The sequence below is a fragment of the Ensifer meliloti genome (genome assembly GCF_030064585.1).
Lineage (GTDB): Bacteria > Pseudomonadota > Alphaproteobacteria > Rhizobiales > Rhizobiaceae > Sinorhizobium > Sinorhizobium meliloti.
Genome location: NZ_CP120366.1, coordinates 1404289 through 1418903 on the forward strand (window position 1 = coordinate 1404289; position 14615 = coordinate 1418903).

The 14615-nt window shown below is 60.8% G+C and carries 12 protein-coding genes and 2 pseudogenes; 11 read left to right on the forward strand and 3 right to left on the reverse strand.

Features of this window, described 5'->3' with window-relative positions:
• Positions 1-85: 85 nt before the first annotated feature.
• Entirely contained in the window at positions 86-1744 is a 1659-nt protein-coding gene (locus PZL22_RS31280; protein ID WP_088198206.1) for an arylsulfatase, read from the reverse strand.
• A 1028-nt stretch (positions 1745-2772) separates the two neighbouring features.
• Here PZL22_RS31280 and PZL22_RS31285 point away from each other — a divergent pair.
• From PZL22_RS31285 to PZL22_RS31310, 7 genes and pseudogenes are all read left to right on the forward strand, one after another.
• Positions 2773-2853: pseudogene (locus tag PZL22_RS31285) on the forward strand (hypothetical protein); the annotation flags it as partial.
• Positions 2854-3208: 355 nt separating this feature from the next.
• Positions 3209-3829 (forward strand): annotated as a pseudogene (locus PZL22_RS31290) (efflux RND transporter permease subunit); the annotation flags it as partial.
• A 452-nt stretch (positions 3830-4281) separates the two neighbouring features.
• Positions 4282-5568: a MipA/OmpV family protein gene (locus PZL22_RS31295; RefSeq protein WP_234843356.1), complete on the forward strand. Its 1287-nt coding sequence runs from the start codon at positions 4282-4284 to the stop codon at positions 5566-5568.
• Between the two features lie 587 nt (positions 5569-6155).
• Positions 6156-6362, forward strand: a complete 207-nt coding sequence (locus PZL22_RS31760; protein WP_488175798.1) for a hypothetical protein — start codon at positions 6156-6158, stop codon at positions 6360-6362.
• Positions 6363-6444: 82 nt separating this feature from the next.
• Positions 6445-7116: a response regulator transcription factor gene (locus PZL22_RS31300; RefSeq protein WP_028004428.1), complete on the forward strand. Its 672-nt coding sequence runs from the start codon at positions 6445-6447 to the stop codon at positions 7114-7116.
• Positions 7113-8453, forward strand: a complete 1341-nt coding sequence (locus PZL22_RS31305; protein WP_127621822.1) for a sensor histidine kinase — start codon at positions 7113-7115, stop codon at positions 8451-8453. The genes PZL22_RS31300 and PZL22_RS31305 overlap by 4 nt, the downstream gene beginning before the upstream one ends.
• 205 nt (positions 8454-8658) lie before the next feature.
• Positions 8659-9492 carry a DUF3313 domain-containing protein gene (locus tag PZL22_RS31310; RefSeq protein WP_234843360.1) on the forward strand — a complete coding sequence of 278 codons (834 nt, stop codon included), beginning with the start codon at positions 8659-8661 and terminating at the stop codon, positions 9490-9492.
• Between the two features lie 462 nt (positions 9493-9954).
• Here PZL22_RS31310 and PZL22_RS31315 read toward each other — a convergent pair whose 3' ends face one another.
• Entirely contained in the window at positions 9955-10227 is a 273-nt protein-coding gene (locus PZL22_RS31315; RefSeq protein ID WP_127621821.1) for a hypothetical protein, read from the reverse strand.
• Positions 10228-10604: 377 nt separating this feature from the next.
• Between PZL22_RS31315 and PZL22_RS31320 the strand changes: the two genes are divergently transcribed.
• Together PZL22_RS31320 and PZL22_RS31325 are read left to right on the forward strand one after the other, a co-directional pair.
• Positions 10605-11324 carry a response regulator gene (locus PZL22_RS31320; protein ID WP_027992214.1) on the forward strand — a complete coding sequence of 240 codons (720 nt, stop codon included), beginning with the start codon at positions 10605-10607 and terminating at the stop codon, positions 11322-11324.
• Positions 11324-12760, forward strand: coding sequence for a sensor histidine kinase (locus PZL22_RS31325; protein WP_028004425.1), 1437 nt, complete (start codon positions 11324-11326; stop codon positions 12758-12760). Before PZL22_RS31320 ends, PZL22_RS31325 begins: the two co-directional genes overlap by 1 nt.
• A gap of 167 nt (positions 12761-12927) precedes the next feature.
• Here PZL22_RS31325 and PZL22_RS31330 read toward each other — a convergent pair whose 3' ends face one another.
• Entirely contained in the window at positions 12928-13191 is a 264-nt protein-coding gene (locus PZL22_RS31330; protein ID WP_088198212.1) for a hypothetical protein, read from the reverse strand.
• A 473-nt stretch (positions 13192-13664) separates the two neighbouring features.
• Here PZL22_RS31330 and PZL22_RS31335 point away from each other — a divergent pair, with 473 nt between their 5' ends.
• Both PZL22_RS31335 and PZL22_RS31340 read left to right on the forward strand, forming a co-directional pair.
• Positions 13665-14057 carry a c-type cytochrome gene (locus tag PZL22_RS31335; protein ID WP_088198213.1) on the forward strand — a complete coding sequence of 131 codons (393 nt, stop codon included), beginning with the start codon at positions 13665-13667 and terminating at the stop codon, positions 14055-14057.
• A gap of 77 nt (positions 14058-14134) precedes the next feature.
• Positions 14135-14605 carry a (2Fe-2S)-binding protein gene (locus PZL22_RS31340; protein WP_015242247.1) on the forward strand — a complete coding sequence of 157 codons (471 nt, stop codon included), beginning with the start codon at positions 14135-14137 and terminating at the stop codon, positions 14603-14605.
• Positions 14606-14615 lie beyond the last annotated feature (10 nt).

Here is a 14615-nt window from a genome sequence, read left to right on the forward strand (position 1 = left end):
CTGTAGGATTGGCAAGGTTCGGGATCCTGCAAACCTACAACAGGAAAAGCGGGAGGCGCGAGAAATCTCGCCTCCCGCTTTTGGGCTAGCGAGGAGCCAGGCGCTCCAGCTCGCCAAGCCGCTTGAGCGCGGCCTGCTGCTGCAACAGGTTGTAGTTTATGCCGCTAGCGTTAAGCGTGCTGCCGGGCTGGTAGGGGTACTGGTCGAAATCCTGGAAGAACTCCTTGATCTTGCTCTGGATCGGCACGAGGAGCCACATGTTTCGGGCTATGAACTCCATGGCGCCTCCGCCTTCTTTCGTCCCCCGTTCATAGGGGTCCATTCGAAGATTGGCGATGTTCGCCCAACTTGGCGTCTCACGGGTGGCTGTGGCGATGTTGCCCTCGCTGTTGACGGCAAAGCTGAGCTTCCAGTCATTCCACCGGATGGCATTCAGGTTGCCGCCCTGATCGAAATAGTAGACCGCTTCGCGGGGCGGCTCCTTAGCCTCGCCCTTCAGGAGGGCGGTGAGGTCGTAGCCGTCGAGATGGACCTTGAAGGTCTTGTCGCCGGACTTGAAGCCCGTCTTCATCTGCTCCTTGACATCAGCGATGCCGGCCGCGGCCGCGAAGGTCGGCATCCAGTCCATCAGCGTCACGGGATCGTTAATCTGCGTGCCCGGCTTCACCACGCCCGGCCAGCGCACCATCATGGGAATGCGAAAGCCTCCTTCCCACGTCGTTCCTTTTTCGCCATGGAACATGGTCATCGCGCCATCCGGCCACAAAGCGAGCTCGGCGCCGTTGTCGGTCGTGTAGAGCACGATCGTGTTCTCGGTGATGCCGAGGTCGTCGAGCTGCTGCAGCAGCTGGCCGACATGGCCATCATGCTCCACCATGCCGTCGGCGTGGATGCCCTTGCCGGTCTTGCCCATGGATTCCGGTTTCAGGTGGGTAAACACGTGCATGCGGGTCGAGTTGAACCAGCAGAAGAACGGCTTGTCGGCCTTCGTTTGGCGATCGATGAAATCCTTCGCGGCCGCGAGGAACTCTTCGTCGACGGTCTCCATGCGCTTGGTGTTGAGTGCTCCGGTATCCTCGATCTTTCCATCCGCGCTCGATTTGATGACACCGCGCGGCCCGAAGTTTTTCCGGAATTCCTCGTCCTTCGGATAGAAGTAGCCTTCCGGCTCCTCTTCGGCATTCAGGTGGTAGAGGTTGCCGAAGAATTCGTCGAAGCCGTGGTTTGTCGGCAGATGCTCGTCGCGGTCGCCCAGGTGATTCTTGCCGAACTGGCCGGTCGCATAACCCTTGGACTTCATGACGTCGGCGATGGTCGGCATCCAGTCCTGAATGCCGTGTGGGTCGCCGGGCATGCCGATCGTCAGCAGCCCCGTGCGAAACGGTTCCTGGCCGAGAATGAAGGAAGCGCGCCCTGCGGTGCAGCTCTGCTGCCCATAGGCATCGGTGAAGATCGCACCCTCGGCGGCAATACGATCGATGTTCGGTGTACGATAACCCATCAGGCCCATGGTGTAGGCGCTGATTTGTGGAATGCCTATGTCGTCGCCGAAGATGACGAGGACGTTCGGCGGCTTGCTGGTGCTTGCCGCCGGTTGCTCCTGGGCCTGTGCGGTACGAACTGCCGCAGCACCGCTTGCCGCAGCGGCAGCCGCAAGGACCGTACCGCCCAGAAGGAGGCTTCGACGATCTATCGTGAAGGAATCTTGCGCGTTTCCGCGCTTTTCGGCATCTGGACGGCTCATGCTCTACTCCTCGATCAATATTGATTAAATCCGAAATGCATACGGTGTACCCTTATCGGCACGCCACGGCCGGTACGGCAGTGATTGCAAGCCGGAGTCGCTCTCGCCGGTATATCCTCCCCTGCGGGCCTATCGCTTGTGCTGGAAGCTAATCCCCCAGCCAAAGGGCAGCACGCATCTTGAGAGCCGGCCTGATTATCGGTCGAAGGATGATCGAAGAGAAGTTGGACCAAGGGGCAACAGCGGCCAAAGGACTGAAGTCGATGTCGTCAAGAATTGGCCTGGGTGGGGATGCCCTGGATATTGACAAGCGGCAGCTCCGCGTCGGCTTCAGCCGCTGATTTGCAAGCGGCCGCTCGTCGGCCCAAAAGCTGTCGTTCGTTTAAGACGCAGCGAATGACCGCATCCCACCCTATTGAGAAGTTCAGCGTTCACGCCGCGGCCCGAATTCCCCGGAGGCGTTTTCCAGCCGCGCCGGCATAGCCGGCACGAGCGGCCGCAGCGAGCATCAGTGAGCGAAGCAGCCGAAGGGAACCCGCGCCCGCGCCGGAGGCTTGTGGGAAACGCCGGCACCAGAGGTGGAAGACCAAATGAACCGTTGCCAGGTGCAGTCGGTCCCGGTTTCCGCCCTTAGGGCGGGGCTATGCTAAACTTCCTGCGGCTGCCCTTTTAACCGGTCAAGCGGTGCGCGAACTGGCTTCGGCCGCGCCTTCGCCTAGTATGCTCATTGTCTGCTTCGGAGGGGAAAGAGGGCTCTGCCCGCCTCTCCCCTGCAAGGGAAAATCGGTCTTCCCGTCCTTCCTCCGCTCGCCCTCGGCTCGCTCCGTGCAGGATCGACGCGGATCCGCTCCAGGCGGATTTTGCGTCGCCCCTTCGGCTCCGCCTCGGGCGGGTGTTCCCCCTGGTTAAGACCGGGTAGATTATCGGCAGATTAGAGCGGAATGATTGTCGACAGGTTAGATTGGCATCGAAGGGAGACCTTTTGATGCCGTTTTAACGAGACTTGTCGGATGGAAGAACGGGTTCGGATGCTTGCGGAGTATGACAGCGGGAACTGGAGCGTTTCGGAGCTTTGCCGTCGATACGGCGTCTGCCGCGATACGTTTTACGCGTGGCGCAGTCGGCGCGACAGCGGAGCTGCGGACTGGTTCATGGATCCCTCGCACGCGCCACTACACTGCCCGCACCGGACCGCGGAGGCGCTGAACGAAGAGATCGTCGCAATGCGGCAACGTTTTCCCGATCTGGGACCGCGCAAGCTGTTGGCAAAGCTTAGGCGTCAGACGCCGGAGGTAACCTGGCCTGCGGCGTCGACGATTGGAGACATCCTCAAGCAGGCCGGACTGGTTGCGCCGGTGAAGCGCCGCCGTCGGCCCATCGACCAGCGGCGGCCGTATGCAGCGGTAACGTCAGTGAACGACGAATGGAGTACCGACTTCAAGGGCTGGTTTCGCACCGCGGATTGCCCGCCAGAAGCTGCCGTCCGGATACCGAATCAAGTTCGGCGGAGACGCCGAAGATCTGGGCAAGGCGGCGACCAGCATGCTGAAGCCGCTGGTCATGGCGGTCATCTTCATCTATGTCGTGCTGGCGTCGCAATTTGGAAGCTTCAGCCAGCCGGCCGCCATCATGGCAGCGCTCCCTCTCTCCTTGGTCGGCGTGCTTGCCGGATTGCTGATCGCCGGAAGCACGATCAACATGTGTTCGATGATCGGCTTCATCATGCTGATGGGGCTCGTGACCAAGAATGGCATTCTGCTGGTCGATTTCGCCAACCGGGAACGCCGGCGCGGACTGCCGCTGTCGCAAGCGCTGGAAAATGCCGCTATGGTGCGGTTGCGCCCGATCGTCATGACGACACTTGCGATGATCTTCGGCATGCTCCCGCTTGCCATGACAGCCGCAGGTGCCGGCGCACAGCGGGCACCCATGGCGCACGCCGTGATCGAAGGCCTCATCAGTTCGACCATCCTGACGCTCGTCGTCGTTCCTGCCGCCCTCTCCTTGATCGACAGCGTAAGGCTGCGGGTCACGCGCCGCTCACGCGCTTTGCCGCAGCATCCCGATGCCACGCAGGCGAGATAGACCGATGGCGGCAAGAAGAGATTTCTACCGCGCCTGCTCGGCCGGGTATTGCTTTCGGCGCTGATGTTCGCAGCGCTGCTTGGCGGTCCGATCGTCATGCTGATCATTATTTCCGGGCGGATGCTTCAATAGCAGCAAGCAGGCGAGACCGCTTACTTCGCTCGCCAGCGTCGCCCGCAGTGAGTCCACCGCCGCGGTGCCGCCGTTCGGTACCGTCTCCAGGCGGCGTTTCGAAGTTGTAATGTAGCGGCAACTCTCCTCCCCCACTCTTCCAGCGCAAACCGCTTGCTTGCGGCTTCTGCGCAGTCAAAACTGGAGATATCCAAGTGACCACAGAGAAACGACTTCGCCATGAAACAGCGAGGTCCGAAGCCTTCGCGCGTGTCCCCTTCGTCTCAATGCGTGAGGGAACGAGGGCCAATATTGCGTTCGCAGCGATCGGGATGGCTTGGATGCTGTCTCCGGCCGCCGCGCTCGCCGCCGACTTCAATACCGGGGAAGCCGACATCCCCATCGCGAGCGAGGAGGAGGAACGCGTCGGCGGCATTCGCGGAAAGCTTCACGACTGGAAAGTGACCGCCGGCTTCGGCGCAGTCTATCTTCCCGAGTATGAAGGGTCGGACGAATATGAGGTCCAGCCTTTCCCGCTCATCTCCGCGCACTTCGGCGACCGCGTCTTCCTCGATACGGACGGGCTGAAGGTCGACGTTTGGAAGCAGAGCGGTTTCAGGTTCGCCATCACCGGTGGCGCAGACATGGGCCGAAAGGAGGACGATTCCTATTACCTTCGCGGTCTGGGCGACATCGATCCGGGCGGCGTGGTCGGAGGCCTGGTGAGCTTCGAGACCGGGCCTTTCGAGTTCTATGCTGCGCTCGACAAGACGATCGGCGGCAGCGAGGGGCTGACGGGCACCGTCGGAACGAAAGCCTCCTATCAATACGAACGGTTCATCTTCTCGGCCGATCTCTCCGGCACCTGGGCCGACGACAAGCACATGGAATCCTATTTCGGGATCAACGCGGCCCAGTCGGCGCGCTCCGGTCCCGCCGAGTACGGTTTCAAACGCGTCGATATCAAGGGAACGACTACTTATCTGTGGACCGAGCACTGGATGGTCACCGGGGCCGCGGGCGCGGCTTTCTGCTGGGGGATGCCAAAGACAGTCCGATTGTCAAGGAGGATGTCCAGCCCTTCGCCCCCTCGGCGTCGGCTACCGGTTCTAAGGCGCCGACCAAAAGACATCGCGGCAAGCCAATCGCCGCGATGTTGGCTTAACATCGCAACCGGCTCTGCCGACCGGCAGCGCCTTTCATCGGATCTTTCAATGCAATCATTGCGCGAACCAGGACCGATCGCCGTCCTCCTTTATGCCAAACAACCGGACATTGCCGTCCGCATGGGCGAACTGCTGACGTCTCACGGCATGGTCGTCACGACGGCCGTCACGGTGTCTGAACTCCAGGCCGCGGCGGGGATCGGCCGCTTCGACGTGGCGGCGACATACACGGCCGGCATTCAGACGATACGCCAGATCACCGCGCTTCCCGTGGTCAATATCGACGCCTTCGTCTTCCAGAACACCACACGGGCCGATGACACGAAAGCCGCAAGCCGTTTCGACACGGCTGCGTTCATAAAGCGGCTCTTCGACGTCGCCAGTCCGAAAAAGACCAGACGGTCCTCTACCGAAGACGAGGCTCGCACTGTCCTGATCGATCCGAAGGGGCCTGAGTGGTGAGATCCGTCTCTATGGACAAGGACAACATGAAACATCAAATTAAGAGCCAAGGACACTTTACCATTTACCTTGCGGTAAACGCGGAACTCGCCGAGGAGCTTGCTTTCTGCGCCGGTGGCCCGCGGCTCGCCCCTCACAGCGGCTGGGGTTTGCTTGGGATCTGTTCCGCACGTCCTGTCAAAACGCCGTCGCCGGCTTTTCGGCGCATCGCACAGATGCCGAGGTGCTAGATTTGGTCCGCAGCGCACTCGACGCCTTGTCGATGATCCTTCGGCTGAACAGACTTTTCGGCGGGCGACCCAGCGGTCGCATGCTTTAAGGCTACGATCGACGAACCGTACCGCATCCTGGCCTGGTGGTGCATTCTCTTCGAGGTCCCTCGCCACAAATGCACCCTTGTGTTTGAATTTCTGGCGCTTGCGCCGCTGCAGGACAGTCCTGCGACGCGCTGGTCGACGTGCGCGCGGGATATCTCGGAAGGCGGCCGCACGATCCGTCCCGGCGGCTGCTTCGGCCCGATCCCTATCCGAGCCTTATCGGTGCTCTATTGTGCAGGCAAGGACCGGGCCTTGCAACTCGACGGCTTCATGCAGCGGTGGTACCCGGCCATGAGCGACGCTCATTGGAACGAGAGCCATCTGTCGAGATACGACGAGTATTTCGGCTACTGGTGTTTCTGCCGCGGCGGTCGCCAAACTTCTCGACATTCTCGACGATCAATCACAAGGACCATCCGAACTATCCCTACGATGCCAGACACGGAATGGCGACGCCGGTGCATCCTGGAGCGATAATGCGCACATAAGTTCCTTCGTCTCTTGTAATGCTGCCGCAATCCTAGCCGTTGAGAAGGCAGCGAGAGAAAGCGGTGCAACGATGAGACTTCTTTTGATCGAGGACGAGAAGGAACTGGCCGCGGCACTCGCCGTCGCGCTGAGCAAGCATGGCATCGTCACCGATCAAACGGCGCGCCTTGCCGATGCCTTCGAACTGACGCTACAGAACGACTACGATGCCATCCTCCTCGATCGTCGTCTGCCCGACGGCGAGGGGCTGACGCTCATTCCGATGTTGCGGCGCTCAGGGCGAGATACTCCTATTATCGTGATGACGGCCAGAAACGAGCCATTGGAACGCGTCAAGGGTCTGGACATCGGCGCCGACGACTATCTCGGCAAACCGTTTCTTGTCGAGGAACTGATGGCGCGCGTCAGGGCGGTGCTCCGCCGCCCGACGAACCTTGCCGAACCTGTCTTGACCGTCGGGCGCATGAGCATTGATCCGCTCAACTTGAGCGTCGCGATCGATGCCGCTCCGTTCGATCTTCCAAGGCGTGAACTTCTCGTTCTCGTCGCACTGGCCAAGCGCAAAGACAAGACGGTCCTGCGCTCGACGCTGGAGGCCGCCGTCTACAACTACGAGGAAGAGATCCAGTCCAACGCGCTCGACGCGCATATTTCGAGGCTGCGCAAGCGATTGCTCGATGCGGGCGCTGGCATCGCCATCCATAACATCCGCGGGGTCGGATATCTGCTGAAGGACGAATGAAACGCGTGGCGAAAACATCGAACCCGTCTCTGTGGTGGCGGCTGAGCTGGCAACTCAGCCTGGTGATCGTCGCCGTGGTTGCCGCGGTGATCATCGGGCTTTGCGTATGGGCAACCACGATCATGTCTCCGAACATGGCGATGGAGGAAACAGTCGGCGCGGTCATCGGCGAAGCTGCGGCACGCGACCATCAGGGACGCTTCCTGCTGCGGGAAACGCCGGGGCTTCAGGTGCTGAAACAGCAGAACGCCACGCTCTGGTTCGTCGCGGCCACCACAGACGGTGCCCACGTCTCCTATGGAACCATCCCGCCGGCCTACGCCCAATTGGCGGGGCTGGTGCATTTGTTCGATGATGCCGACATCCGTGGCTCGGCCGTCACCAGGGAGATCGCGACGATAGACAGTGCAGAAACGGCGATCGGTGAGGTCAGAATACTTTCCGGCGGCGCAAGCAGCAAAGGTTGGCCGGTCCTCGCGTTGTTGCTGCGAGCCTATCCGATTTACGTGTCGTTGATTGCGATCACGCTGCCAGCGATTTTTGTTGCCGTTCCGCAGATCGTCAGACGCGAACTTGCAAGGGTAAGCGATGTCGCGCAGAAAGCCTCGGAGATCGAGCCACACCGACCGGATACGCGCCTGCCCGTCGAGGGGGTTGCGCGGGAAGTCGCTCCCCTTGTCATCGCGTTCAATGGTGCACTCGAGCGACTTGAGAGCGAATTTCGAAAGCGCCAGCGCTTCTTGATCGATGCTGCCCATGAGCTCAGGACGCCGATCGCCATCATGCAGACCCGCATCGACGGAATGCCGGAGGGCATGGAACGCGGACGAATGCTCAAGGACGTCGCACGCCTGGCCGACACGGCCGAGCAGCTTCTTGCTTTCGAACGAAACGACCAAGCGACCGAACTTCATGAGACAGTCGATCTCGTCGCGATTGCCCAGACGGTGGTGGCCGATCTCGCCCCGCTGGCGATCGGGGCCGGCTATCAGATTTCCCTGCAAAGCGCCATCGAACATCTCGTGCGCCAGGGGAGCCCCTCTGCCCTGGAACGCGCAATCAGCAACCTGGTCCGCAATGCGATCGAATATGGCGGCAACACCGGCGCAATCACCATCTCGGTGTCTGCAGACGGCCGGATCGGCGTGACCGACGAGGGAAGCGGCATTCCCGACGATCAGCAGGAACTGGTGTTTGAGCCATTCTACCGGGTTTCTCCCAGCAGCAAGGGCGCCGGCTTGGGTCTCAGCCTCGTCAAGCAGATCGTCGAAAATCACGGCGGTGGTGTCAGCCTGAAGAGCGGCCCGACGGGAACCGAAGTCACGTTCTGGCTTTGACGGACGGGCCCTCGCCTGTGTTGGCTTGGACATTCGTTGCTGCCGCGGCGCCTCTTCCTGTGCCCGGTGCGGCAAGCCCCGCCCCGTCGATGTCTGTAATGCTGCGGCAATTGTTGCTGACCACTGTCCTTAGCACAGTCAACGACGGAGGCCCGTGAGCGTGCGCAGCAATTCCAGCAAATCTCGCCTGTCATTTCCCTTTTCGATCAAACATTTATTCTCGTCGTCGATCGTGCTGCTTCTGACCGCCGTGGCTGCCGGATGCACGTCCGTGCCAATTAAACAGGCCGGAACGCTCGGCTCCTACAGCAAGCTCAGTCCTCCCAAAGGGACGCTGGCAAAAAAGCAGATCTACGTCGACGGCCGCCATCTGGCGCAGGTGAAGACCGTTCGGATCCTGCCGACCACATTCTCTTTCAGTGCAGCGTCCAAGATCAAGTCCGACGCAGACCGTTTTCTAGTGACGAATGCACTCGATCGTGCGTTGTGCGTCGCGCTCAGCGACAAGTATCAGATGGTTCCGGCCGATCAGCCGGCGGACTTGACCGTTCATTCGACCGTCGCCGACATCGTTCCGACCAACAAGGCGATGGCGGGTGTTGCTACGGCGGTCAGCGTCGGCTCCGGTTTCGCGCTGCCTATCAGCATTCCGCGCCTGCCGTTCGGATTGGGCGGACTTGCGGTTGAGGCTGAAGCAGTAGACAGGGCTGGAATCCAAAGCGCGGCGATGCTCTGGGCGCGGGGCGCAAACTCGATCCAGGACAATCCTCGTGTGTCGCAGGTCGGGGACGCCTACGGTCTGGCGACGAAGTTCGCAAGCGACTTATCGCGGCTGCTGATCACTGGCAAGGAGCCGAAGGGGTTGAACCTGTCGATACCTTCGCGGCAGCGCGTCAAGTCGTGGTTCGGCGGAAAGCCGAAATATGCAGCCTGCGAAACGTTCGGCCGTGCTCCGGGACTGCTGGGCGTCGTTGCCTCAAAATACGGTGCTCCGCCGCAATGGGTCGACAAGAAGTCGAAGCTGGCCATGACGCCCTGATTGCCGCGACGGGAAACGCGGAAATCGACGTGCTGCCGGCCTTGCGCCTGCGGCACCGCTCCGCAGTGTACTGCTGACGCCCGCTTTCATCAGGTGATTTTGTTCTGGCGTCAGCGACCCTCGTGCTAGGCTGCGGTTGCAATGTGCATCTACATTGCTTCCCGAGGACGTAGCGATGGCACGTTTGATGCCGATGGGGAGCGCTATTCGATGTTGCGTTCATGATCATGAGCGCAGCCTTGAGCCTGCGATCGTTATGGGTCAACACGCCTGAGTTCGGCCTGACACGGCGCTGCCAGATCGATCGGAGGCAGATCGCGAGGCTTTTATGAGGATTTAGCCCGATGGCCGAGCGAAACCTTTGATGCATATTGGAGTTTGCACCCCCGGGCGGCCCGGTGCCAACTCCTCTTTCAGTCTGAAGGCTGATTTGTCTCACCGGAGCGCCCGAAGTCGTTTGGATCACTGGCGGCTGAGTCCCTGGTAGTATTCACCTTCACCGCCCTTCACGACCCGTAGAACCGGTTTCGCCGTGCTTGGAAAGCCATAGGTGGCGGCATTTGTCCTGATGCCACCGGTGGCGCCGCCGCCGGGTTTCTTGACGGCCGAAGCGGCGCCGCGCTTCGCATTGATGTCGACGCCTTCATAGTAGTCGAAGTTGGCGAGCGCCGGTGCGACGCTCGCAAGTACAACAAACCACGTAAGAGCGGCTGCGATGTAATGCTTGATTGTCATGGAATTCTCCTTTGTCCGTTGTTCCATCGCGCCCCGGTTCGGGAGGTATCGGGGCGCGATGGCGACGACGTCACGACTGGTGCGAGAACGCACGGCCTCGGACGGGAGAACCCTAGGCGTGATTTGTCGCACGGGTATGCGACGCGATGCGCGGTTTGTGACCAAGTGTAACAAGGTTGCGGCGGGGTAGGTGCCTTGCGCTGCCCTCAATTATACCTCTCGGCCATGCTGCAGCGCAAATATGGGTATGCGGTAGAATGCCGTGGCCACCGATAGAAGTTTCGCAACTGATACCGTTTGATACACTTTTTTCAATGCGGCGCCTCAGCGGTGGCGGTATGTGTTTCTAAGGACAACTCCACCCCGGGCGGACCCATATGCAATCGACCCCTCACATTGCCGTTGTGGATGATCATCGCGATATTCGCGACCTGGTAGGAAAATATCTGACACAACAGGGTTACCGCGTTTCCCTCGCGGAAAGCGGCGAAGCGCTTCGACGTCTTCTGGAAAAAGGCGCCCCAGATCTCGTCGTGCTGGACATCATGATGCCCGGCGAGGATGGATTGACCGTTTGCCGTCAGTTGCGCACGACAACGGAGCTTCCGGTCATCTTTCTGACAGCGATGGCGGACGGGACGGACCGGATCGTCGGCCTGGAACTCGGCGCCGACGATTACATCACCAAGCCGTTCAACCCGCGCGAACTCCTGGCAAGAATCCGGGCGGTGCTGCGGCGTGTCAACAGCCTTCCTCCCCAGCGCGGGAGGATCAAGGCCAAGACCATCCGCTTCGATATCTGGGAACTCGACACCGGACGCCGGGAGCTCGTCGGACGCGATGGCGTCAGCGTGGCGTTGAGCACGGCGGAGTTCCGGCTGCTCAATGCCTTCCTGGAACACCCCGGTATGGTCTTGAGCCGTGACCAGCTACTTGATCTGACCGCAGGGCGAGCCGCCGAGAGCTTCGATCGCAGCATTGACAACCAGGTCAGTCGGTTGCGCAAGAAGATCGAGAGCGACCCGAAAAATCCATCTTTGATCAAGACGCACTGGGGTGGAGGATACAGCTTCGTGGCGGAGGTAGAAGCCTACTGATGCGATGGTGGAGGAAGAGCCTCGCGGCTCAGTTCATCTGTTTTCTGTTGATGGCGCTTGTGTTGTCGCAAGTGATCGGGTTTCTGATCTCCTGGGACGAACGCGACAAGGCTTTGCGTGCGGCATCGAAGGGTGAATTCTTGAGCCGCACGGCGTCGCTTGCAACTCTGCTCGAGTCCATTCCTCCAGGTTTCCATACCGATGTCCTGCGGGCAAGCGGAACAACGTATACACGCTTTTGGATGTCGGGACAGGATCCCGTCGATACGCTCGCCTGGCGAAAACAGGCAGTCGCGCAACTGGAGGAGCCGCTACCCAACCTGCTCCCAGCCTATCGCCCGCCTGAGCTAACCTCGGCTGCGCCAGCCAAGACGCCGTCAGGCAAGGGTCTCCAGCTTTTCGAGAGGGCAATTGCCTCCGAGGGCTGGACGCGCCTTTCGTCCGACATATGGACCCTGCCCCGATTTGCCAAGTTTCTGCCGCTCGGCGATTCCCACGGCATGGGGCTTGCGGTCCAACTCAGCGACGGGCGTTGGCTGAACTCCGTCTATCGCAAGACGATGCCGAATCCTTTCTGGAACACGCAGTCCCTCGTCTCGCTCGCTGTCACCGCCACAACGCTTGCGTTGATCGGTGTCTTCGTAGCTAACCGCATGGCAAGACCCATGCGCCGGCTGGCCGGCGCCGCGGAGGCGCTCGGCAGAGGCCAATCCGTCGAGCCACTGCCTGAAACCGGCCCCGATGATATCCGCAGGACGACGGAGGCCTTCAACCGGATGCAGGCGCGACTTACGCGCTTCGTCGAGGATAGGACGCGCATGCTCGCCGCGATCAGTCACGATCTTCGCACACCGCTGACTTCGCTGCGTCTGCGGGCTGAATTTGTGACGGATAGCGACGCTCAGCAGAAAATGATGGCGACGATCGAAGAGATCCAGACGATGACCGAGGCAGCGCTTGCCTTTGCGCGCGAGGAGGCGGTGACGGAGGCAACACGCACCGTCAATTTGACCGCTCTGATCGAAAGCCTCTGTGACGACCTTGCTGACCTCGGGCAAAATGTAACATTTCTCGATAGCCCCAAGATCACCTATCGCTGTCGTCCGGACGGGCTCAGACGCGCCGTCCGCAACCTGATCGAAAACGCCGTGCGCTACGGCAACGAGGCTCGCGTCCAGCTCAATGAGACGCCCTCCTCCGTTCGAATCGCAATTGAGGATAAGGGGCCCGGGATTCCCGAAGCAGATTTCGAGCGTGTTTTTGAGCCATTCTTCCGACTGGAGTCCTCGCGAAATCGCGAAACAGGCGGGGTTGGCCTAGGCCTGTCGATCGCCCGGGCAACCGTTCGCCACCACGGCGGGGACATCACCCTGTCGCGACTGAAGAATGGCCTGAGCGCGACGATAACGCTTCCCAAGTCGGATCGGGGCGCTTGAAGCGCTGCTATCTTGGCTGTGGATAGGCGTTCCGGCGGCCCCCTGCGCCGATAACGGCAACCCTACCGTCCAGATCGGCGTCGAGCGCATACGGCATCCCGGCGGTGCAATGGCGATGCGTGCGGCCGCGCCCTCCCTTGGTTGGCGGGCGACGCCCACGTCGGCTTTCAGCTTGTGTGCTGCAATGAAGCTTGCGCGCCGTAGACCTGAGCCGGGGCCGGCTTCAGGCACGGCGCTTGTTTTTCGACACTTGCGGTCTGAGCCGTGCAGGTCTCTTCGATAAGGTCAGCCGCCGGAACAATCATCGCGGCGCAGAGGATCGAAGCTGCGCTCAGAAGTAAACCCGCTAGTACATTCGCCGCTGGCCGCGCAACAGCTTCACGGCGATCACGAACATACCCAGGCTCACTCTCGGCGAGTTTACGTTTCATGCTCCAGGACTTCCTTGCGGGATGAATTGATGGTCGAAGCTTAGCCGCAACTTGTCGCAATATTTTCCCAGGTTCGATGGTAATTTGTATCAGGATATGCCGGGTGGCTTGGTTTAAGGAGCCGGAAATATAAATTCAAAGCCGCGTGGCGGCCCGAGCATGCGGCATATAAAACTCAGCAGGGCCGAATATTCATCCGGGGCACTTCCGCCGGGACAGCTCGCGCAGGCGGAGCAAACCTTGAGGGGCCAAACCTATCGCCGAGGCGTGGGAACTCGATCGCCCTGCGTCTGTGGCAGGCGGCCAGCCTGTTTGGCGCGCGGCTTATCCAGCATGCTTCTGAGATAATTCGTTACAACTCAGCCGTTCCCGCGGCAAATCTCTGCGACAAATGACGACTACCGTTGGTTCTCGAAGCGATCTCCATCGGAGGCATTCCGCCCTCCCTGCAGCCGCCCGTTCGGAGGACCATTATGAAGAACAAGCATCTGATCTCCGCCTGCATTCTCGGCATCCTGCTCTGTCCCGACGCGAGTCTGGCACAGGAACCGGCCGCTGCCGAGGGCGAGAGGCTTTTCCGCAGCCGTTGCGGCTCCTGCCACAGTGTGGACCCAGGCGAAAATCGCGCCGCCCCGCATCTCTCCGAGCTTTTCGGGCGTGCTGCCGGCAGTGTCGCAGACGCTCGCTACTCGAAGGCGCTCAGCGCCTCCGGCTTCGTCTGGGATGAGGAACGCCTCCACGCCTACTTGAACAATCCTCGCCAGGCCGTGCCGGGTACGACCATGAGCGTGAGCGTTCGCGATCAGGCGCAACGCTCGGCCATCATCACCTATCTGCAAAATCTTTCGACAGGGCCGGTCCACTAGGCATTCCCCCGGTCGGTTCAACGCGAATGCCGGCGGTGCGCCGCCGTCGTTCTCCTCGCTAACGATAGGATCATGTCATGGCTCGATTGACCATAAACGGCCGAACAAGGGATATCGAAGTGGATCCGGAGACGCCACTTCTCTGGGTGCTCCGTGAACAGGCGGGCCTCACCGGCACGAAATTCGGCTGCGGGGTTGCGCAATGTGGCGCCTGCACCGTGCTTATCGACGGCGTGGCGACGCGTTCCTGCACCATGCCGGCAAGCGCGATCGCGCAGGATCAACAGATCGTCACGATCGAGGGCTTGTCCGAGGACGGCTCTCATCCGGTCCAGCAAGCCTGGCTTGCGCTCGACGTTCCGCAATGCGGCTACTGTCAGGCCGGCATGATCATGGCGGCTGCCGCCCTGCTCAACAGCACACCAACCCCAAGCGACGACGATATCAGCGCGGAAATCACCAATATCTGCCGCTGTGGCACCTATAACCGCGTCCGTGCGGCGATCAAGCTCGCGGCGGAAACCATGAGCACGTCCCAGAAAGGATGAGGGCCAGACC